Annotated in this window: 23 protein-coding genes; 12 read left to right on the top strand and 11 right to left on the bottom strand. The window is 72.1% G+C overall.

Going from position 1 to position 18,586, the window contains the following annotated elements; genetic code table 11:
* Positions 1-80: 80 nt before the first annotated feature.
* The 4 genes from ASF82_RS13100 (at position 81) to ASF82_RS13110 (ending at position 1,525) form a co-directional block, all read left to right on the top strand.
* Positions 81-314, top strand: coding sequence for a hypothetical protein (locus ASF82_RS13100; RefSeq protein ID WP_056057798.1), 234 nt, complete (start codon positions 81-83; stop codon positions 312-314).
* Positions 315-437: 123 nt separating this feature from the next.
* Positions 438-923: a tetratricopeptide repeat protein gene (locus ASF82_RS13105; protein ID WP_056057801.1), complete on the top strand. Its 486-nt coding sequence runs from the start codon at positions 438-440 to the stop codon at positions 921-923.
* Positions 924-1,142: 219 nt separating this feature from the next.
* On the top strand, positions 1,143-1,277 hold the full coding sequence (locus tag ASF82_RS16305) for a hypothetical protein (RefSeq protein ID WP_255354169.1): 135 nt from the start codon (positions 1,143-1,145) through the stop codon (positions 1,275-1,277).
* 11 nt (positions 1,278-1,288) lie between these two features.
* A complete protein-coding gene (locus ASF82_RS13110; protein WP_056057804.1) occupies positions 1,289-1,525 on the top strand; it encodes a hypothetical protein in 237 nt (78 codons plus the stop codon).
* An 86-nt stretch (positions 1,526-1,611) separates the two neighbouring features.
* Here ASF82_RS13110 and ASF82_RS13115 read toward each other — a convergent pair whose 3' ends face one another.
* Positions 1,612-2,349, bottom strand: a complete 738-nt coding sequence (locus ASF82_RS13115; RefSeq protein WP_056057807.1) for an SDR family NAD(P)-dependent oxidoreductase — start codon at positions 2,347-2,349, stop codon at positions 1,612-1,614.
* Positions 2,350-2,409: 60 nt separating this feature from the next.
* On the opposite strand from ASF82_RS13115, the gene ASF82_RS13120 reads away from it, so the two are divergent.
* The 3 genes from ASF82_RS13120 to ASF82_RS13130 all read left to right on the top strand — a co-directional run bounded on the left by ASF82_RS13120 (position 2,410) and on the right by ASF82_RS13130 (position 4,842).
* Positions 2,410-3,165, top strand: coding sequence for an NUDIX domain-containing protein (locus tag ASF82_RS13120; protein WP_056057810.1), 756 nt, complete (start codon positions 2,410-2,412; stop codon positions 3,163-3,165).
* 9 nt (positions 3,166-3,174) lie between these two features.
* Positions 3,175-3,924 carry a GntR family transcriptional regulator gene (locus ASF82_RS13125; protein WP_056057812.1) on the top strand — a complete coding sequence of 250 codons (750 nt, stop codon included), beginning with the start codon at positions 3,175-3,177 and terminating at the stop codon, positions 3,922-3,924.
* A 213-nt stretch (positions 3,925-4,137) separates the two neighbouring features.
* The gene (locus ASF82_RS13130) at positions 4,138-4,842 is read left to right on the top strand and encodes a GrpB family protein (protein WP_056057815.1); all 705 of its coding nucleotides are present in this window, start codon (positions 4,138-4,140) and stop codon (positions 4,840-4,842) included.
* Positions 4,843-5,158: 316 nt separating this feature from the next.
* On the opposite strand, the gene ASF82_RS13135 is transcribed toward ASF82_RS13130, so the two are convergent.
* From ASF82_RS13135 to ASF82_RS13145, 3 genes are all read right to left on the bottom strand, one after another.
* Positions 5,159-6,040: an NAD(P)-dependent oxidoreductase gene (locus ASF82_RS13135; RefSeq protein ID WP_056057818.1), complete on the bottom strand. Its 882-nt coding sequence runs from the start codon at positions 6,038-6,040 to the stop codon at positions 5,159-5,161.
* A gap of 144 nt (positions 6,041-6,184) precedes the next feature.
* Entirely contained in the window at positions 6,185-7,099 is a 915-nt protein-coding gene (locus ASF82_RS13140; protein WP_056057821.1) for an NmrA family NAD(P)-binding protein, read from the bottom strand.
* Positions 7,100-7,176: 77 nt separating this feature from the next.
* The gene (locus tag ASF82_RS13145) at positions 7,177-8,121 is read right to left on the bottom strand and encodes an alpha/beta fold hydrolase (RefSeq protein ID WP_056057824.1); all 945 of its coding nucleotides are present in this window, start codon (positions 8,119-8,121) and stop codon (positions 7,177-7,179) included.
* 121 nt (positions 8,122-8,242) lie between these two features.
* On the opposite strand from ASF82_RS13145, the gene ASF82_RS13150 reads away from it, so the two are divergent.
* From ASF82_RS13150 to ASF82_RS13160, 3 genes are all read left to right on the top strand, one after another.
* The gene (locus tag ASF82_RS13150) at positions 8,243-8,869 is read left to right on the top strand and encodes a TetR/AcrR family transcriptional regulator (RefSeq protein ID WP_056057826.1); all 627 of its coding nucleotides are present in this window, start codon (positions 8,243-8,245) and stop codon (positions 8,867-8,869) included.
* Positions 8,870-9,039: 170 nt separating this feature from the next.
* Positions 9,040-10,581 carry an MFS transporter gene (locus tag ASF82_RS13155; RefSeq protein WP_369814279.1) on the top strand — a complete coding sequence of 514 codons (1,542 nt, stop codon included), beginning with the start codon at positions 9,040-9,042 and terminating at the stop codon, positions 10,579-10,581.
* Positions 10,574-11,554 (top strand): alpha/beta hydrolase, encoded by a 981-nt coding sequence (locus tag ASF82_RS13160; RefSeq protein WP_056057829.1) that lies wholly within the window; start codon positions 10,574-10,576, stop codon positions 11,552-11,554. The genes ASF82_RS13155 and ASF82_RS13160 overlap by 8 nt, the downstream gene beginning before the upstream one ends.
* Before the next feature lie 3 nt (positions 11,555-11,557).
* On the opposite strand, the gene ASF82_RS13165 is transcribed toward ASF82_RS13160, so the two are convergent.
* The 6 genes from ASF82_RS13165 to ASF82_RS13190 form a co-directional block, all read right to left on the bottom strand.
* On the bottom strand, positions 11,558-11,944 hold the full coding sequence (locus tag ASF82_RS13165) for a VOC family protein (protein WP_056057832.1): 387 nt from the start codon (positions 11,942-11,944) through the stop codon (positions 11,558-11,560).
* A gap of 93 nt (positions 11,945-12,037) precedes the next feature.
* A complete protein-coding gene (locus ASF82_RS13170) occupies positions 12,038-12,796 on the bottom strand; it encodes a YafY family protein (RefSeq protein WP_056057835.1) in 759 nt (252 codons plus the stop codon).
* Positions 12,793-13,227, bottom strand: a complete 435-nt coding sequence (locus ASF82_RS13175) for a cytidine deaminase (RefSeq protein WP_082514631.1) — start codon at positions 13,225-13,227, stop codon at positions 12,793-12,795. Before ASF82_RS13175 ends, ASF82_RS13170 begins: the two co-directional genes overlap by 4 nt.
* Positions 13,228-13,350: 123 nt before the next feature.
* A complete protein-coding gene (locus ASF82_RS13180; RefSeq protein ID WP_056059197.1) occupies positions 13,351-15,183 on the bottom strand; it encodes a S9 family peptidase in 1,833 nt (610 codons plus the stop codon).
* Positions 15,184-15,439: 256 nt separating this feature from the next.
* On the bottom strand, positions 15,440-15,682 hold the full coding sequence (locus ASF82_RS13185; RefSeq protein ID WP_156370145.1) for a hypothetical protein: 243 nt from the start codon (positions 15,680-15,682) through the stop codon (positions 15,440-15,442).
* A 170-nt stretch (positions 15,683-15,852) separates the two neighbouring features.
* Positions 15,853-16,275: an ester cyclase gene (locus tag ASF82_RS13190; RefSeq protein WP_056057842.1), complete on the bottom strand. Its 423-nt coding sequence runs from the start codon at positions 16,273-16,275 to the stop codon at positions 15,853-15,855.
* 69 nt (positions 16,276-16,344) lie between these two features.
* On the opposite strand from ASF82_RS13190, the gene ASF82_RS13195 reads away from it, so the two are divergent.
* Entirely contained in the window at positions 16,345-16,842 is a 498-nt protein-coding gene (locus ASF82_RS13195) for a MarR family transcriptional regulator (protein WP_056057845.1), read from the top strand.
* Positions 16,839-17,822, top strand: a complete 984-nt coding sequence (locus ASF82_RS13200; RefSeq protein WP_056057849.1) for a zinc-binding alcohol dehydrogenase family protein — start codon at positions 16,839-16,841, stop codon at positions 17,820-17,822. Before ASF82_RS13195 ends, ASF82_RS13200 begins: the two co-directional genes overlap by 4 nt.
* Before the next feature lie 152 nt (positions 17,823-17,974).
* Here the strand turns inward: ASF82_RS13200 and ASF82_RS13205 are convergent, their stop codons facing one another.
* A complete protein-coding gene (locus tag ASF82_RS13205; protein WP_056057852.1) occupies positions 17,975-18,580 on the bottom strand; it encodes a TetR/AcrR family transcriptional regulator in 606 nt (201 codons plus the stop codon).
* Between the last annotated feature and the right edge of the window lie 6 nt (positions 18,581-18,586).

Below are 18,586 nucleotides of genomic sequence, written 5' to 3' on the forward strand. Positions count from 1 at the left end.
GGCGCAGTCCCGGAGCCGCCCGCGGTGGGATCACGTCGCGACCCACCTGACCCAGAACGACACGACCCGAGGAGCACGACATGGACGCCCGAGACACGACGAAGCGCGGAGCACCCGGCGGCCTCCTCGGGGCGTGGTTCAACGTCGCCGTCTGCACCGCGATCGTGGTCGGCGCCATCGTCTACACGGTGACCGGCCCGGACGTCCTCTCCGACCGCCTCATCGGCGGAGGCGTCGCCCTCGTCGGCGTCGGCATGCTCGTCTTCTTCATCTCGGTGCTCCGCCGCGAGCTCGCCCGCCGTCGGGACCGCTGAGGCCCCGACCCGCACGAGGCTGAGCCTGCACCGGCACCGGCATCGCCACCGGCACGCGAGCCCGACGCCTGCCGTGAGCGTCGCGGGTGGCACGGTCGCCGTCCCGGCCGCTAGCGTGCCCGGATGAGCACCGACGAGTGGGAAGACCGCGTCGCCGCCCTCTGGGCCGACGAGACCGTCGACGACGAGCGGCGGATCGCGCTGATGCGCGACCTCGCCGCCGACGCGCCGCACCCCGCCCTCGGAGCGTTCGAGCTCGGCGGGGCGCACGACTCCGGCGGCCGGGAGGCCGACGCCGACGTCTCGTACGCGGCCGCGACCGCCGCCGGGCTCGCCGCGGTCGACCCCGACCGGGCGGCCCGCATGGTCGTGCAGCACGCCTCGACCCTCCGCAACCTCGGCCGCGTCGACGAGGCGATCACGATGCTCCGCGACGCCCCTCCGCACCCCGCGACCGGCGCAGCGCCAAGGGTCTTCCTCGCGCTCGCCCTGCACAGCGCCGGCCGTGTCGACGAGGCGCTGCGCGTCGCGATCGAGGCCGTCGAGCCCACGCTGCCGCGCTACCACCGCTCGGTCCGCGCCTACGCGGCGGCCCTGACCGGCGACTGAGCGCGGGCGCGACCTCCCTCCCGGGCTCGCACCGCGACTCCTGCCTGCATCGGCGACGACGACTGGATCGGCCTGCGGAGGAGGAGGAGGAGGAGAAAGAGGAGAAAGACGGTCGCCGACCGCTGATCCACTCCGGAGTGGATCGAGCTCCCCAGCGACCGTCTCCCTGGCGACGACGCCAGACCTCCGCACGGCGCGCACGTGGTGTTCACTGCAGAGATGCCCGTCGAACCGCTCGCCGTCATGGCCACCTGGGCACCGCTGACGCCCTTCGGCATCATCGTCTTCAGCATCGCGTGCGTCGTCGTCATCGTGTCGTGGGTGCTGCAGTGGCGCAAGATGAACAAGGACTGACACCGCTGACCATGACATCGAGCCAGGTCGTCGCCCTCGTCATCTCCCCCTTCGTCGGCGTCTTCGGCGTCTTCTTCATCACCTCACGGCACCACATCTCGCGGGTGGCGCGCCAGCTGCGCCGCGAGCAGGAGCAGTACGTCGGCCCGTACACCCAGTCGCCGACCCTGATGCTCGTCGTCGGCATCGTCTTCGTCATCGCCGCAGCGCTGATCGCCGTCGGGGCCCTGACCGGCGTCATCGACTGATCGGCAGGCCCGAGCCACGAGCCCCTAGCCCCGCGCCCCGCGGCGAGCGCGACCGCGAGCGCCGCGCCGCGCCGCGCCGGCGACCCTCAGCCGCGCGGCAGCGCCACTCCCGTCTCGCGCTCGAGCGCCGCGAGCACCTCGCCCTGGAAGCCCTCGTCGGCGACGGAGGCGTGCGGCTGCTGCTGCTCCTCGTGGAACCAGTAGGCCCCGCTGACGTCGCCGAGCTCGCCGAGGGCGAGCAGCCGCTGCGTGCGGTGGCCGAGCTCGAAGTCGTCGGGCGCGCCCGCGCCTCCCATCTTCGTGGCGACCCAGCCCGGGTCGACCGCGTTGCTCCGCAGGTCGGGCCGGAGTCGCGCGACGGCCGCCGAGAACGCCGTCACGAACAGCTTGCTGTCGGAGTACGACCCGGTCTCCCGTGAGCCCGACCAGTCGACGTCGCCCAGCACCGAGGCCGTACCGCTCTTGTGCATGCCGCTGCTGAGGTACACGTGCCGCGTCGGCGCCGTCACGAGGGCGGTGAGCAGGTACGGGGCGACGACGTTGACGGGCATCATGGCCGCGCCGCGGATCAGGCCCGCGTTGTGGATGACCGCGTCGAGCGGGGCGTCGAGCCCGTTCAGCTCGTCGGCGAGCGCCGTCACCGCGTCGCGGTCGCCGAGGTCGGCGACGACGAGCCGGGCACCGCGGTCGACCAGCGGCTGCAGCACCTCCCCGCGCGAGTCGCTGCGGGCGTGGACGACGACGTGGTGCCCCTGCTCGAGCAGGGCTTCGGCGGCGCCGCGGCCGAGGCCGTCGGTCGAGCCGGTGACGAGGATGTGTGCCATGCCCCGATCCTGGCCCCGAGGGCCTGTGACCGACCGCACCGCCCCCCTAGCGTGGAGGGCATGACCTCCTCGCCCGCGACTCCCGCCCGACCTGAGCGCCCCGCCGACCCCGACCGCCCCTCCCAGCCCGGCGTCGACGTCCCGGATCACCGGGGCCGAACCGGCCTCGACCAGGTCGGCCGTGACCTCGCGCGCAACCCGGACGTCGTCGTCCGCGACGTCGAGCTGACGAGCACCGGCTGGCACGTGCTGCGCCGCACGACCTTCGACCTGCGGGGCCGCGACGGGCGCTGGACGACCCAGCAGCGCGAGACGTACGACCGCGGCGACGGCGCGACGATCCTGCTCTACGACGCCGACCGCGGCACGGTGCTGCTGACGCGGCAGTTCCGCTTCCCCGCCTACGTCAACGGGCACCCCGACGGCATGCTCGTCGAGACGGGCGGCGGCCTGCTCGACCCCGACGACGCGGGCGACGCGACGGCGGCGATCCGTCGCGAGGCCGAGGAGGAGCTCGGCGTCCGCGTCGGCGAGGTCACCCCCGTCTTCGCCGTCTACATGAGCCCCGGCTCGGTGACCGAGCGGGTGCACTTCTTCGCCGCGCCGTACACGGTCGACGACCGTGTCGGCCCGGGCGGCGGCCTCGAGGAGGAGGGCGAGGACATCGAGGTGCTCGAGGTCGACCACGAGGAGGCGCGCCAGATGATCCGTGACGGTCGCGTCGTCGACGGCAAGACGATCATGCTGCTGCAGTGGGCGGCCCTCGACGGCCCGTTCGCGCCGCGCGGCCCCGAGCGCGACACGCCCGCTGGGTAGGATCGCGCCGTGCCCACCTCCCTCTACGAGCAGATCGCCGACGACCTGCGCCGACGGATCCTCGCCGGAGAGCTCTCGGTGGGCGACGACGTGCCGAGCGAGGGCGAGCTCGCCGAGCAGTGGCGCACCTCGCGGGGCCCCGTCCGCAACGCCCTCGCCGCCCTCCGGTCGGAGGGCCTCGTCGAGACGCGGCGCGGCCGGCCCGCCCGCGTCGTGGCGCGCAAGGCGCACCACCCGGTCGACGTGTCGATCCCGTTCACGAAGTGGGTGCACGACGTCGGCGGCGAGCCCGGCGCCCGCACGCAGGAGGTCTCGCTGCGACGGGCCGACGAGGAGAAGGCGCGGTCGCTCGGCATCGAGCCCGGCGACCTCGTGGTCGACGTCGTGCGGCTGCGGCTGGTCGACGGGCGCCCGACGATGCTCGAGCGGCTCACCTTCATCGAGGAGGTCGGCCGCGTGCTCTTCGACGTCGACCTCGACACCGTGTCGATCACGGAGTACCTCGACTCGCGCGGCTTCGGCTACGCCGACGTCGACCACGAGATCGACGCCGTCGCCGCCGACGACCTCGACGCCGAGCTGCTCGACGTCGAGCCCGGCACCCCGATCCTGCGCCTGCACCGCGTGACGCGCGGGGCCGACGGGCGCACCTTCGAGGCCTCCGACGACCGCTACCGCAGCGACATCGTGCGCTTCACGGTCGCCGCGTCGGGGCGGGCCCGCGAGGGCGGGCACTTCATCCGGGCGCTCGGCGCCTGAGCCGCCGCGCCGGCCGTCGACGTCCCGCAGCCGACGAGCGTGGGAGGCGGGGAGGCGGGGAGGCGCGCAGAGCGCACCACCGGAGGCTCGGCGGGTGCAGCGCGGGAGGCGCGGTCCAGGATCGCTGATCCACTCCGGAGTGGATCAGCGATGACGGCGTGCTCTTTCCGGCCGGTCGACGTCCGGCCCGGTGCCCCTCGGTAGGCTCGCGCCGTGCCCGACCCCACCTCGCCCGACGCCCCCAGCCCTCGCCCCCGCACCCCCCGACGCCCCGACGTGACCGCCCTCGAGCTGGTCGGCGGCCCCGAGCGCGTCACCGTCACGCTGCACGAGCCCGACGAGGCCTGGGCGGCGACCTACCTCGACCACCGGGCGCGCATCCTCGACGCGGTCCGCGCCTCCCCGGCTGCCGGCTCCGACGACGACGGCGGCGACGAGAACGACGGCACCGCCCCGTCCGTCGACGTCGAGCACATCGGCTCGACCTCGGTGCCCGGGCTCGCGGCGAAGCCGATCGTCGACGTCGTCGTCGCGGTCGACGACATCACCGCCGAGGAGGACCACGTCGAGCGCCTGATCGCCGCCGGCTACGAGCTGCGGGTCCGCGAGCCCGGGCACCGGCTGGTGCGCACGCCCGAGCGCGACGTGCACGTGCACCTCTACGAGCGCGGCCACCCCGCGGTCGACGACTACCTGCTGCTGCGTGACCGGCTCCGATCCGACGACGCCGACCGCGCCCTCTACGAGAGCACGAAGCGCGAGCTGCTCGACCGCGACTGGAGCGACATGAACGACTACGCCGACGCCAAGACCGCCGTCGTCGAGGCCATCAAGGCGCGAGCGCGAGAGGCGCGAGAGGCGCGGGAGGCGCGGGCCGGGTCGTCCGCACCGGCCCCGCACCCCGGGGGCGCCGAGTAGCTCGTACCCCACCTCGGGGCGACCCCGGGCACGACGTGACGCGACGCGTCTACCGTCGACGTCACCCGCACCGCACGACCGCCACCCGAGAGGCACCCGCATGGCCCTGCACGACCCGAACGTCGCCCTGACCGCTCCGATCCGTCCTGAGACGCGCCTCCCGCTGCCCGCGACCGAGAAGGTCGACATGGCGCCGCTGCTCGCCGAGCGCGACTGACCCGTGCCCCGCTGACGCACCGCCAGGCTGACCCACTGCCAGGCTGACCCGCCGACCGGCTGACCCGCCGACCGGCGCGGAGAGCCCGGGAGGCGCGGCTCAGCGCAGCCGGTGCCCCTCGGCGTCGAGGTGGTCGCGCCACGAGCGCGTGGCCGTCCAGCCCAGCAGGCGCCGGGCCTTCTCGGTCGAGATGCCCGAGGCGTCGACGCGGTCGATCGCCCGCAGCTCGACCTGGTCGCCGTGGTGCTCGCGCAGCGTCGCCGCGAAGTCGTGGCCGCCGGCGTTGTCGGCGGCGGCGATGTAGAACACCTCGTGGCCCGGCAGGTCGCTCTCGGCGGCGAGCAGGAGCGCGTCGGCGAGGTCGTCGGAGTCGATGTAGCTGCCGAAGTTCGCGCTCGTCGGCGATGCCTCGCGCACCTGCGGCCCGAGGTTCTCCTCGTAGTTGCTCTCGTCGTGCACCGTGCTCGGGCGGATCGAGATCGCCCGCAGGTCGGACCGGCGGACGGCCGCGTCCATCAGCTGCTCGCCGAAGGCCTTCGAGAGGGCGTACGGGTCCTGCGGCTGCAGCGGGTGCTCCTCGTCGACGGGGACGTAGTCGGGCAGGAAGGGCCGTTCGGGGAAGAAGTTGCCGACGATGCTCTCGCTCGACACGTTGACGAAGCGGGGCACGCCGAACCGGACCGCCGCCTCCACCAGGTTGAACGTCGACATCAGGTTCGTCTGGAAGACGACGTGCGCGGGGTTCGCGGTCGGCTGCGGGATGGCCGCCACGTGCACCACGGCGTCGGCCCCGGCCACGGCGGCGTACGCGGAGCCCGCGTCGGTGAGGTCGGCCATCATGTACCGGCCGGGCGCGACGGAGCCGGCGTCGAAGACGGGCCGCACGAGGTCGACGCCGAGCACGTCGTGCCCCGCGTCGACGAACCGGCGGACGGCGGCGCGGCCGACCTTGCCGCGTGACCCGGTGATGACGACCTTCATGCAGTGCTCCCTCGACGGGCGACGGTGTCGCCACCGGCCGTCAGGCCGACCAGCGCGACGCTACGCCGCCGCGGACCTGTGGGCATGCTCGCCGTGGCCGGGGCGGCGCCGTGGGTCAGGCGGGTGGACGACCGAGGCCGCCCGCTAGCCCGCCGTGCGGGCCGCCGTCCCGAGGTGCGCGGCGAGCACGTCGCGCACGGTGGTCCACTCGTGGGCCCCGAAGCGGTCGTTGTCGACGTGCCGCAGCTGCGCCTGGCCGCTGAACATGTTGACGAAGTACTGCATGCCCTGCCACGCGGGGAAGGCCTCGTCCGGGTCCTTCGAGAGGCGCCGGCCGACCTTGCTCATCGCCGACAGGGTCGCTGTCGTGCCGGCCCACTGCAGGCCGAAGGGCTCCCGGGTCAGCTCGGTCATCGTGCGGGCGATCTCGCGGGCCGTCATGCGCGACCCCGCGACCTCGACCACCCGCGGGGCGTCGGGGTCGAGGGCCACGAGGGCGGCGACCCGGGCGACGTCGTCCTTCGTGGTGAAGTCGAGCACCTGGTCGGGGCTCGACCAGTACAGGACCTTGTGGCGGCCGAAGAGGATGAGCGGCGCGTCGCCGGTGAGCAGCTCGGTGAACATGCCGTTCAGCACCGACGTCGCCCGCACGGGCGCGGCGTCGACGTCGGCGGCGAACTCGCGGCGGAGCTCGAAGTTGCGGTTGCTGCCCACGTCGATCGAGCGGTAGTCGGCCGACCAGTCCGACGGCACGAAACGCGGCACGCCCGCCGCCACGGTCGCAGCGAGCAGGGCACGCTGCGCGTCGACGATCACCGACCGGGTGCCGCTCACCGCCGAGACGACGACGTCGACGCCGCGGGCCGCCTCGGTGAGTGCGGCTTGGTCGCCGTACGCCGCGACGACGACGTCGACCCGGTCGTCGGCGTCGAGGGCCGCAGCGCTCCGGCTGCCCGGGCGGGTCAGCACCCGCACGCGGGCGTCATGCGTCAGGAGTGCACGGAGGATGCGCTGGCCGAGGTCGCCGGTGGCGCCGGCGAGGAGGACGGTGGTGGTCATGACCTCGAGTCTCTCCCTGTCGCGGCGCGGCCGCGCACTCGCCGCGGCCGGTCAGGGGCGGTGAGGGGGTGGTGCCGTCACTTGCTGTCGACGTGCCCGATCGGGTCGGCGGCTCGGCGGAGGGCGTCCCGGGCCGCGGGCCAGGCGCTCCCGTCGACGCGGAGGGCCGTGCGGAGGTAGGCGGTGCTCAGGCGCTGGACGACGGCGACCCGCTCCGGGTCCTCGTCGGTCGTCTCGGCGACCTCGTAGCCGACGATCCCGCCCAGGGAGTGCTCCGCGCCGTGCAGGGTGAGGAGGTCGCTGGCGCCGGGGCTGTGCGCGTAGGCGTCGGTGAACCAGTCCGGTCCGCGGCTGGACATCCGCGACTGGTCGTGGTCGCCCGCGACGACGAGCGTCGGGGTGGCGAGCTCGCCGAACGAGGGGCGCATGAAGGGGAAGTTCGCCTGCGCGAAGGGGTGCAGGTCGTCTCCGCCGAGACCCGTGGCGGCGAAGAGGACGCCCGCGGTCACGCGGCCGTCGGACAGGTCGTCTCCGACGCGGCCCTCCTCGTCGACGATGCGTGCACCGAGGAGCGCCTGGGCCGTCTGACCGCCCCAGGAGTGACCCGTCGCGGCGATCCGGTCGCGGTCGACGCGGCCGGCGAGACCGGGGACGGCCGCCTCGACGGCGTCGAGCTGGTCGAGCACGCGGGTGAGGTCGGCGATGCGCTCGGTCCAGATCGAGGGGAAGACCGGGTGGTCGAACCCGAACCCGTTCCGCCTCGAGTCGAGGTGCGTGGGCTGGACGACGACGAAGCCGCGCGAGGCCCAGAACGCCGCCAGGGGCGCGTACCCGTCGAGGTTCCAGCCGTTGCCGTGCGAGAACACGACGACCGGCAGGTCGCCTCCCGTGGCGGGTGCCGACACGCGGACCTCGAGCGGGACGGCCCGCCCCGGGGCCGACAGTGTCACCGGCGCGACGGAGACGACCGGGTCGCCGTCGCCGACGATGTCGTCCAGGGCGATGACGAGTGATGAGGGCATGGAGGGTTCCTTCCGTGAGGAGTCGCGCTCTGCGATACTGGTTATCGGAGCGCCGCTCCGCAACGTTACGGAACGTTGTTCCGTTAAGCAAGCACCGGTTCAACCCGATCGAGGAGGCGCCATGCCCGACACGCAGGGAGGCGACGCCCCAGCCGCGCCGTCACGGCCGGTGGGCCGCCCCCGCCGCAGCCAGCAGGCTCTCCTGGACGCGGCGGCGGAGGTGTTCGTGGAGTCCGGCGTCGACGCCCCCGTGCGCGAGATCGCGGCGAAGGCGGGCGTGGGTGTCGGCACCGTCTACCGGCACTTCCCGACGCGGCCTGAGCTGGTCGTCGCCGTCTACCGACACCAGGTCGAGGCCTGTGCCGAGGCCGGGCCGCGACTCCTCGTCGAGAGCGCGACCCCGGAGGGAGCCCTCCGCACGTGGGTGGCGCTGTTCGTGGACTTCCTCGTGACGAAGCACGGCCTCGCCACCGCCCTCCACGGCGACGCCGCCGGCTCGGACGCACTCCACGCGTACTTCGTGGGCCGCCTCGTGCCGGTCTGCGGGTCGCTCCTCGCCGCGGCCCGCGCCGATCTCGGCCCCGCGGGCGGGGAGGCGGCCCTGGACGGGTACAGCCTCCTGAAGGGCGTCGGCAACCTCTGCATCGGCGCCGCGAGCGACCCGGGCTACGACGCCGAGCGGCTGGTGCAGGCCCTCGTCTCCGGCGCGCTCGCCCCCGGCCGATCCCCGGGCACGAGCCCGGGGTAGTTCGTCCCCGACCGGACGACCGCCGCGGCGGCAGCGCTCCCGGGCTTCCGTCCGGGGCGGCGATCCGTGTACGGTGTCGTCCACTGAGGTAAAAGGCGCCGCGCTCTGCGACGCACCCGCACGCGGCATCGAACGAGTCGCCACTTCTTCCCAGAAGGAGTGCGCCCCTCGTGCTACCCAGTCCCTCTCTCACCCGCGGTCGCCTGCGTGCCGGCGACGCGCCTCCCCGGCTGTCCGACGCGGGGATCGCCCTGGCCGGGCTCTCCGCGGTCTTCCTGTTCGAGATGCTCGACACCTCGGTGCTGAACGTCGCCCTGCCGACGATCGGTCGCGAGCTGGGCTCGTCGACGACGGGGCTGCAGTGGGTGTCCGGCGCCTACGCGGTCGCCTTCGGCGGGCTCATGCTGCTCTTCGGCGCCGTCGCCGACCGCGTGGGTCGTCGGCGCGTCATGCTCGCGGGCCTCGTGCTGCTGGCCGTGGCGAGCCTCGCCACCGTGGCGGTCACGACGACCGAGCAGCTCATCGCCGTCCGGGTGCTGACGGGCGTCGCCGCGGCGATGACCACGCCCGGGTCGATGGCGCTGGCGTTCCGGCTGTTCGACGAGGAGGGCCTGCGTGTCCGGGCCCTCACGGTCATCTCGACCGCAGGGCTCGTCGGCCTGGCCGTCGGCCCGACCGTCGGCGGGTTCGTGCTCGCCGTCGCTCCGTGGCAGGTGCTGCTGCTGGCCGACGTGCCGATCGCGGCGCTGGCGTTCGTCGGCGTCCTCGTCGGCGTCGGCCGCGACGACGCGGCGGGGCTGCGACGCGACCCGGTCGACGTGGGCGGAGCGCTGCTCGGCACCGCGACCGTGGCGGGGCTGCTCGTGACGCCGACCGTCCTCGTCGGGCCGGCCACCGCCTCCTCGTGGGGGTGGGCCGCCGTCGCCCTGACCGTCGCCTGCGGCGCCGGGTTCGTCGTGCGCCTGCGGACGGCGCGGCACCCGGTGGTCGACCTGCACTTGCTCGCCCGCCCCCTGGTGTCGAGCGGCCTGGCGTTCAAGGCCGCGTCGGGCCTCGCCGTCGCTGGGCTGTCGTACCTCGTGACGCTGCAGCTGCAGTTCGCCTGGGGCTGGCCGCCGGCCCTCGCAGCCGTGGGCACGCTGCCGCAGGTCGTCGTTCTCCTCGCCGGGGGCCGCCTCGTGGGGCCGTTCGTGCAGCGGGTCGGCCTCGGCCGGGCGGCGTGGGTCAGCGCGGCGGCGGTCGTGTCGGGCCTCGCCGTGTTCGGCGCCCTGAGCCGCCACGGGTACGTCTGGGTGCTCGTCGCCCTCGTGCTCGTGGCCGCCGGCATGCGCGTCGTCGGCGTCGTCGCCGGAGCCTCTGTGCTGACGGGCCTCCCGGCCGACCGCACCTCGGTCGGCGCGGCCCTCGTCGACACGTCGAGCGAGCTCGCGGGGGGAGCCGCGGTCGCCGCCGCGGGCACGATCATCGCCGCCCTCGTCGCGGGCAGCATCACGACCACCCCGTGGACGACCCCGCGGCTCGCGGGCTTCGAGGACGCCCTCACCCTCGCCGGGCTCGGCCTCGCCGCCGTCGCCGCCGCGCTCGTCGTGGTCGCGATGCTCCGAGCACGAGCCGCCGACCCGGCCCCCGATGTCACCACTCCCGCCCCCTCGACCACCCTCACCGCTTCGACCACCATCACCGTCTCGACCCAGGAGTCTTCCCGTGCCTGACACCACCGCCCTGCCCCGCCCCCCGTTCGACCCCGAGTTCGTGCCCTTCCTGGAGGCGATGGACGCTCGCGGCCGCTTCCGCCTCGAGACCGCGATGCTGCCGCAGATGCGCCAGCTGGACACGACGGAGGCGCGGCTCGACGAAGGACTGCGCGCCCGCGGCCTCGAGAGGCGCAGCATCACCGTCCCCGGGCACCTCGGCGACCCGATCACGCTCGCGGTCGTCCAGCGCGTCGGCCGCACCGGGACGGCGGCCTGCGCCTACGCGATCCACGGCGGCGGCATGATGTTCGGCCACCACCTCGGCAACCTCGACGCGTACGACGACTGGCTGCTCGTGCACGACGTCGTCTTGGTCAGCCCCGACTACCGTCTCGCCCCCGAGCACCCCGACCCGTACCCGGTCGAGGACTGCTGGGCCGGCCTGACCTGGGTCGCGGAGCACGCCGACGAGCTCGGCGTCGACTCCGATCGGATCGTGCTCGTCGGCCAGAGCGCCGGCGCCGGGCTCGCGGCGGGCACGGCGCTCCTCGCCCGGGACCGGCAGGGGCCGGCCGTCATCGGGCAGGTGCTCGTCAGCCCCATGCTCGACGACCGTGACGCGACGCTCTCCGCGCGGCAGTTCGACGGGGTGGGCGTCGCCGACCGCGAGATGACCCGGTTCGGCTGGGACGCGTACCTCGGCGACCGTCGCGGCGGCGACGACGTGTCGATCTACGCGGCCCCCGGCCGGGCGACCGACCTGACCGGCCTGCCGCCGGCCTACGTCGACTGCGGCAGCACCGAGGTGTTCCGCGACGAGACCGTCGCCTTCGCGAGCGCGCTCTGGGCGGCGGGCGTGCAGGCGGAGCTGCACGTGTGGCCGGGGGCCTTCCACGGGTCGACGAGCATGGTGCCGGGGGCGACGCTGTCACGGAGGGCCGTCACCGCCCTGCGGGACTGGACCGGGCGCCTCCTCGACTCCACGCCCTGACGGCTAGTCGGTGATCGGTGTGCTGAAGAGGTTGACGACTTTGCCGGCGGGGTCACGGACGAGTGCGGAGCGGTTGCCCCAGGGCATCGTGGTCGGCTCGAGGACGACGTCCTCGCCGCGGAGGGCGAGCGTGCGCACGAGCTCGGCGAACTCGTGGTCGACGTCGGCGACCTCGAACTCGATCACCACGGAGCGGTTCGTCGCGGGGGCGAGGGCGCCGCCGAGCATCGCGACGGTCGCGGTGCTGGCGATCGCGAGGGTCGCGCCGGGGCCGGTGAACTGCGCGAAGACCGGGGCGGGGCGCTCGGCCTGCTGGCCGGTGACCTGCTCGTAGAACGCGACGAGGCCTTCGAGGTCGTCGGTGACGATGCGGACGGATGCGAACGACATGGGGCTCCTTCAGGGGCGCTGGTGAGGCTGGAGCACCAGCGTCGCTGGTCGTCGCGACGACGTCCTGTCGGTGTTCGCCGAAGACGTCGCCGATCAGTCGTCGACGACGGACCGGAGTCGCCCGTACGGGATCGCGAGGTCCTCGGCGCGGAGCACGCGTCGCGGGGGCCGTTCATCGGTGACCCTGACCGCGAGCATCCGGTCGGCGCGGAACGCCCGCACCCCCTGTCGGAGGCGGCACCACGCGATCAGGTACCACTGGCCTCCGTTCTCGATCGACCCCAGCGGCTCGACGTCCCGCACGGACTCCGCGCCGCCGGCGTCCTGGTAGCGCAGCTGCACGACGCGGTCCGCCCGCAGGGCCTCGGCGAAGTCGACCGGGGCGGGCACGCGGGCGGTGCGCTCGTCGCCCTCCGCGCCTCCGTCGCTCTCGTCGCTCTCGTCGCTCTCGTCGCTCTCGTCGCTCTCGAGGAAGTGCACGCGGGACGCGAAGGCGCTGGCCCGGGCGGCCTCGCGCTCCGGCATGACCGCGAGCAGCTTCCGCGCGGCGGTCTGGGCAGGCTGCCGGAACGGGCTGCGGCGGAGCCCGCCGAGCCCGATCAGCACCGCGAGGGCCTCGTCGAGGGTGAACCCCGCCGGGCCGAGCGTCGCGGAGGCGTCGATGACGTACCCGCCGGCCCGGCCGGGCTCCGCCCAGATCGGCAGCCCCGACTCCTGCAGCGCCGCGAGATCCCGCTCGATGGTCCGCGCCGACACCTCGAAGCGCTCAGCGAGGCGGCGCGCGCTCCGCGGACGCGGTGACGCAGCTCGCAGTTCCTCCACGAGGCCGTAGAGACGATCGGTCCGGTTCACCGACCCATCATGCCCTGGGGCGAGGTCGGCTCTTCCGGTCGGGGCCATTCCCACTCCGGCAGCAGATCGCGGAGTGGCGCGGCCCGGCCGTGGCCGAGCACGACGGTCGCCCCGAGGTTGGAGTCGTCGATCTGTCTGATGAACTCGCGGCAGCGACCGCACGGTGGGAGGACGGTCACGCGGTCGTCGTCGTCCAGCCAGACAGCCACGATGCGTGCGATCTCGTACTCGCCGCTGGTGACCATGGAGGCGACGGCAGCGTGCTCGGCACAGAAACCGGTCCCCGAACCGGTGTCGATGCAGACACCCGTGTGGATCGCGCCGGTGGTCGTCTCGAGAGCAGCGCCGACGTCACCGAAGAGACGATCGCCCACGCGGTGCGGGTTGACGGCAGCTCGGGCGACCTCGATGAGATCGGCGTGTTCGCTCATCGGCCAAGGATAGGCAGAGGTGCGCTCACCGTCGTCCGCGGACGCAGTTCGCCGTCAGCGCGGAGACGGCCGGAGCCCCGGACCGATCGGCCCGGGGCTCCGGCTGTGACGACGGCGTCCGCGTCAGTAGGTGACGGTGAGGGTGTTGGTCACCGACACGAGCGTCACCACCGCGGCGCTGATGAAGCCGCCGACGTACGGGTTCCCCGTCACGCGGTAGAGCTTGCGCGACAGGACGGCCGTGGCCGCGAGGATGACGATGACCGGGAACAGCCAGATGCTGAAGATGCCGCCGAACCCGGGGATCGTCTCGCCCGTGATGAAGAACGTCGTGTACTGAGCAACGACCAGCACGATCGGTGCCGACGCGTTCACGAGTGCCAGCACCGCCGTGTTGACCCATTCCCGACCCCGGAACGTGAACCGGTTGAAGACGTTGATCGCCACCGAGTTCGCGACGAAGTACACCAGGAAGAAGGGCAGGTAGAGCAGAGCCACCCACAGCTTGTCGGGCTCGAAGTCCTTCACCGCGACCACCCAGAAGCGATAGTCGGTGTGGAGCAGCCAATCGGACAGGAAGACCAGCCCGAACGCCGCAGCGACGGTCACCGCGGCGAGGCCGACGCTCTTCAGGAGTTTCCTCCCGCCGGGGAGCAGTCCGAGGTCGCGCACCTCCACCCCGTTCTTCCGGCCGAAGAGCAGGTACGAGATCACCATGATCGCGATCGCCGCGACACCGTTGACGGCCGCCCAGAAGGCGATGAAGAACGTGGCGCCCTGCGTGAACGGGGTGGGTGCGGCGTTGAACGCGATGCTGTTGATCCACGGGGACTGGCTGAGGGCGACGTAGCTGACGCCCGAGACGACGGCGGAGACGATCATGCCGCCCCAGAACCATCCGAGGCCCCTGCGGGTGTTCGCGGCGACCGGCACGGCGTCGGTGCGCAGCTCCGCGAACGCCCGCGTGGTGAGCAGTGCGCGCGCGAACGCGAGCAGGAAGATCATGAACCCGATCAGGCCGAGAGCCGTGAAGGCCTCCTTGACCTGCCAGATCTGCGAGCCGGAGTCGATGGGCTCGGGAGCGCCGAACGACGCCTCCCAGAACTCGAGCTGGTCAGACACCGTCTGCTTCGAGATCGTGCCCCACGGGTGGGTCTGCGCGGGGGTGTAGACCACGCGGAGGGAGTCGTCGTCGTAGAGGGTGTTCGCCTCACGCACGTCGCCGTCCTCGGCGGGTTCGACCCCGTGGTTGAGGAACGACTGAGCGTTGGGCGTGCCGATGTAGTCCCGAGGCGCCGTCAGGGCGACACCGTCCGCGTCGTAGCTGCGGAAGAAGAACTCGTCGTACTGGTCGGCGACGAGGCCGGTGTCGCGGTCGCCGTAGATGTTCGTGTACGCGCCGTCCGCGTCGACGTAGACGGGGTCGTTGTCGACGAGGAAGACGGCGTCGATCAGCTGCTCGTCGGCCTCGTTGTCGAGGGCGACCGAGAAGTTGGCCGCGCGTGCACCGTTGGAGTGGCCCGAGACGCCGATCTTGTCGGGGTCGACGTAGGGCAGGTCGGCGACGAGCTTCACGGCGTCGTACATGCCGGTGCCGCCGAGCTCGAGGTTCGTCGCGGGCAGGTAGTCGGAGTCGCCGTGACCGTACATGTCGATCGACACCACGACGTAGCCGCGTCGGGCGAGTTCGACGTAGTTGGCGTCCTGCATCTCCTTGTTGTTCCACCAGCCGTGGGAGACGACGATGGCCGGCGCCTGGTCGTCGGCGGAGACCCCGTTCGGCTTGTACAGCAGGGCGCTCATCGACTGGCCGGACGCCGTCTCCCAGTTCATGTCCTTGACGGACACGGCGTAGCCGGACGTCTGCACCGCAGACGACACGATCGACGACAACGCCATGAGTACGAGCGACAAGGCGAGCCAGAAGCCATTCCGCCTGATCAGTGTCGGTTTCATCTTCACTCCTTCGTGAGAACGCAAGCCCAGTTACTGCGGTCGATCTAAGAGCGTAAGCACACCGGTAGCGCCGAACTGCAGTCAGTGCACGTATGCACACATGTGCAGAGCTAGGCGTTAGTGTCGCCGATGCAATGCGTTAGCGGCGCGCAGATGTGCATTGCCCGTCCTGGTATGGACATCCAGTAGCGCCTGTCGTCGCGCGGCGCCTCCTCGGTCGGGAAGCGATCACCCCCGGGCCGTTGCTCGTCGAGTCCTAGAGACCGCGTCTGCGCTGCCATCGATTGATGAAGAACACGGCCACCCCGAGAACGGCAAGACCGGAACCAACGTAGATGAGCAGGGGATCGCCACCACCAGCGAGCCCCGCGACGGCACGTACGGCCAGGAACACCCCGACGATGACAGCGACGATGGGCAGCACGTCTCTCAGCGGGTTGAACTTCAGCTTCTGGAATCGCTTCGGAACTCCCGTGCCCTCGGGGCCATCTTCGGTCATGCGGACAGCGTTCCAGATCAGAAGGAACAACGACCGATGCCCGCTGATCGATCGTCTATCGGGCACTGGCGTCGAACTTCCTGGGCCCATGCCGGCCAGGCCTGGACGCCCGCATCCAGGTCCAACGAGGCGCACCCGAGAGGGCCATGTCGGAGACGCTCGGAGAGGCTTCAGCCGAGCGACGGCGGCAGGGCGCCGATCTGGCCGAGGATGCTCAGCAGGTCCGGCTGGCCGACCTCATCAACGATCCGACCGTCGACGAAGCGGTAGAAGTTGCTGGCATGCGCGATGACCGCCCTGCCCGTGGCGGGCGTCCCGAGGAACTCGCCGTCGTGGGTGCCGCGAAGTGTGAACCGAGCAGCGACGGTGTCGTACTCGACGACGACCTGATCGACGCTCCATTGGATGTCGGAGAACGCGCCTCGCATGCTGGTCAGGATCTGCAGGTACCCCGGTAGACCACGGAGCGCCTCGGGCGAGAACGGTGTCATGAACGTCGCCTCAGGGGAGATCACGGTCTCGCCGATGGTGGCATCGCCGCTGTTGATGAACTCGACGAAGCGGTGGAAGGAGGTGCGGTGGTCGGTGGTCATGGTGTTCCAATCTCTGAGGCTGGCGACCAAACTACTTTACATAGCAAGCATTGAGCGTAGGCTCGGATCATGAACACGAACGCCGCAGCTTCCTCCGAGACCCCTGCCCCACAAGGGGACGTCAGCACCCGCGGGGTTCGTGCCCGTGCGTACTTCGAGGCTCTCGTGCGGCACGAGACCGACGTTTGGAACTCGGTCGAGAAGCGGATGCGGGGTGAGGGCATCCTCAGCCTCGCGCGCTTGGAGGTGCTGCGGATCGTCGACGTCGCCCCCACAGGCGCTCGCGTGCAAGACGTCGCGACCGGGGTCGGGACCTCGATCGCGGCGGCCAGTCGCCTCCTCGATCGTCTCGCCTCCGATGGTCTCCTCGAGCGGGCACCAGACCCTGATGACCGCAGGAGCGTCCGCAGCACGCTCTCGCCGCAGGGGCGGGATGCTCTCGCCCTCGCAGACGAGCGGTTCGGGCGAGCGCTTGACGAGGTGCTCACAGAAGCAGACGATGAGGCCATCTCGAAGGGCCTGGCGGCACTCGAACGGCTGCAGGCGTCAGTGGAGACAGGACGATGACCCCGACCATGCGAGCTGTCGTCATCGACGCACCCGGCGACCCCGAAGTGCTGAGCATCCGCGAGCTGCCGGTGCCGGTCCCCGCGCCGGGTCAGGTCCTCGTCCGGGTGGAGGCGTTCGGGCTGAACCGGTCGGAGCTGCACTTCCGCCGTGGCATGGGCCACTTCGGGAGCTTCCCACGGGTCCCCGGGATCGAAGCCGTCGGGACCGTCGAGGCAGCCCCCGGCGGGGAGTTCGCACCCAGCACGCAGGTCGCCGCGCTCATGGGTGGAATGGGCCGCGAGTTCGACGGGGGCTATGCCGAATACACCCTCGTCCCGGCCGGCAGCGTCGTCCCGTTCCGCAGCAGCCTCGAGTGGTCCGTGCTCGGCGCCGTCCCCGAGATGCTGCAGACCGCCCACGGCTCGCTCACCGTCGGTGTCGACGCCCGCCCGGGAGATACGCTCCTGATCCGCGGAGGCACGTCATCGGTCGGTCTCGCGTGCATCGTCCTGGCGAAGCAGCAAGGCATGAACGTCATCGCCACCAGCCGCAACCCCGACCGCGCCGAGTTCCTGCGAAGGACCGGCGCCGACCATGTCGTGATCGACACCGGCAGCATCGCGGACGCGGTACGAGAGATCGTGCCTGCCGGCGTCGATGGTGCCGTGGAACTCATCGGCACCGACACCCTGCCCGACACGCTCCGGGCGACCGCAGTGCACGGCACCGTCTCCTTCAGCGGGATGCTCGCTGACGTGTGGACGATCCCCGATTTCTACCCGATGGCCGTGATTCCGAACGGTGTCCGTCTCACCGCGTACTCCGGTGAAGCCAGCGACCTACCGGCACCCGTACTGCAGGCCTTCCTCGACGCCGTGGCCGCGGGCACCACAAGCGTGCCCATCGCCAAGGTCTACGACTTCGAGGACATCGTCCAAGCCCACCGTGACATGGAGAACGGCACACAGGCGGGCAAACTCGTCGTCACGGTCCACTGAACCGGTCGAGTTCGGATGCCGATCCCCTTACGGGACGCTCCGGCTCCGACAGTCAGACAAAAGGTGCAACGTTGTGTGACAACACGCCATGAGCAGCCCCGCGACGAGCAGGCCGTCCGATGCGGCCCCCGCACGAACGGTCGGGCCTGAGTTCAGACGCGGGCGCGGTGCAACGGGTCGAGCGCCGAGTCCAGCGCCGCCTCGAGCGGCCACGCCGAACGCAGCGGCTGGCTCATCACGAGTCCACCCTGCACCGCCGTGAGGATCACCATCGCGATCCGCTCCGGGTCGGCCTCGCGGTCGACGTCGCCCGACCCCTGCATCTTGCGCACGCCCGCGGCGAGCAGGTCGCGCCACGCACCCATGCTCTCAGCGATGACCCGTTCGAGCTCGGGATCAGTCATGGCCGACTGTGTCGCGAGCGAGCCGATCGGGCAGGCCCACCGGCCGAGGCCCAGGTAGTAATCAACGAGGGCCTCACGCCAGGCGCTCCACGACTCCCACGAGCCGAGGTCGTCGATGTGCGGCTGCTGCGCCTCGAGCAGCTGGGCGCCCTCCCACACGGCGACCTCACGCACGAGCTCCGCCTTGCCGCCAGGAAAATAGTGGAACAACTGGCTCTTGCTGGTCAGCGTCGCCGCCCGGACGGTGTCGAGGGTCGTTCCGCCGATGCCCGACGCGAGGATCTGCTCGCCCGTCGCCTCGATGATCCGTTGCCGGGTCGCCCTGCCGCGCTCGGTGAGCTTCGTCTCGTCCACCCTGCG

It is taken from the genome of Frigoribacterium sp. Leaf164 (genome assembly GCF_001423665.1).
GTDB classification, from domain to species: domain Bacteria; phylum Actinomycetota; class Actinomycetes; order Actinomycetales; family Microbacteriaceae; genus Frigoribacterium; species Frigoribacterium endophyticum.

Coding starts and splice junctions, on each gene's coding strand:
- ASF82_RS13185 (WP_156370145.1), bottom strand. CDS start 15,682: ATGACCGAAGATGGCCCCGAGGGCACGGGAGTTCCGAAGCGATTCCAG.
- ASF82_RS13175 (WP_082514631.1), bottom strand. CDS start 13,227: ATGAGCGAACACGCCGATCTCATCGAGGTCGCCCGAGCTGCCGTCAAC.
- ASF82_RS13100 (WP_056057798.1), top strand. CDS start 81: ATGGACGCCCGAGACACGACGAAGCGCGGAGCACCCGGCGGCCTCCTC.
- ASF82_RS13120 (WP_056057810.1), top strand. CDS start 2,410: ATGACCTCCTCGCCCGCGACTCCCGCCCGACCTGAGCGCCCCGCCGAC.
- ASF82_RS13150 (WP_056057826.1), top strand. CDS start 8,243: ATGCCCGACACGCAGGGAGGCGACGCCCCAGCCGCGCCGTCACGGCCG.
- ASF82_RS13180 (WP_056059197.1), bottom strand. CDS start 15,183: ATGAAACCGACACTGATCAGGCGGAATGGCTTCTGGCTCGCCTTGTCG.
- ASF82_RS16305 (WP_255354169.1), top strand. CDS start 1,143: ATGCCCGTCGAACCGCTCGCCGTCATGGCCACCTGGGCACCGCTGACG.
- ASF82_RS13145 (WP_056057824.1), bottom strand. CDS start 8,121: ATGCCCTCATCACTCGTCATCGCCCTGGACGACATCGTCGGCGACGGC.
- ASF82_RS13135 (WP_056057818.1), bottom strand. CDS start 6,040: ATGAAGGTCGTCATCACCGGGTCACGCGGCAAGGTCGGCCGCGCCGCC.
- ASF82_RS13165 (WP_056057832.1), bottom strand. CDS start 11,944: ATGTCGTTCGCATCCGTCCGCATCGTCACCGACGACCTCGAAGGCCTC.
- ASF82_RS13115 (WP_056057807.1), bottom strand. CDS start 2,349: ATGGCACACATCCTCGTCACCGGCTCGACCGACGGCCTCGGCCGCGGC.
- ASF82_RS13190 (WP_056057842.1), bottom strand. CDS start 16,275: ATGACCACCGACCACCGCACCTCCTTCCACCGCTTCGTCGAGTTCATC.
- ASF82_RS13110 (WP_056057804.1), top strand. CDS start 1,289: ATGACATCGAGCCAGGTCGTCGCCCTCGTCATCTCCCCCTTCGTCGGC.
- ASF82_RS13105 (WP_056057801.1), top strand. CDS start 438: ATGAGCACCGACGAGTGGGAAGACCGCGTCGCCGCCCTCTGGGCCGAC.
- ASF82_RS13200 (WP_056057849.1), top strand. CDS start 16,839: ATGACCCCGACCATGCGAGCTGTCGTCATCGACGCACCCGGCGACCCC.
- ASF82_RS13140 (WP_056057821.1), bottom strand. CDS start 7,099: ATGACCACCACCGTCCTCCTCGCCGGCGCCACCGGCGACCTCGGCCAG.
- ASF82_RS13195 (WP_056057845.1), top strand. CDS start 16,345: ATGAACACGAACGCCGCAGCTTCCTCCGAGACCCCTGCCCCACAAGGG.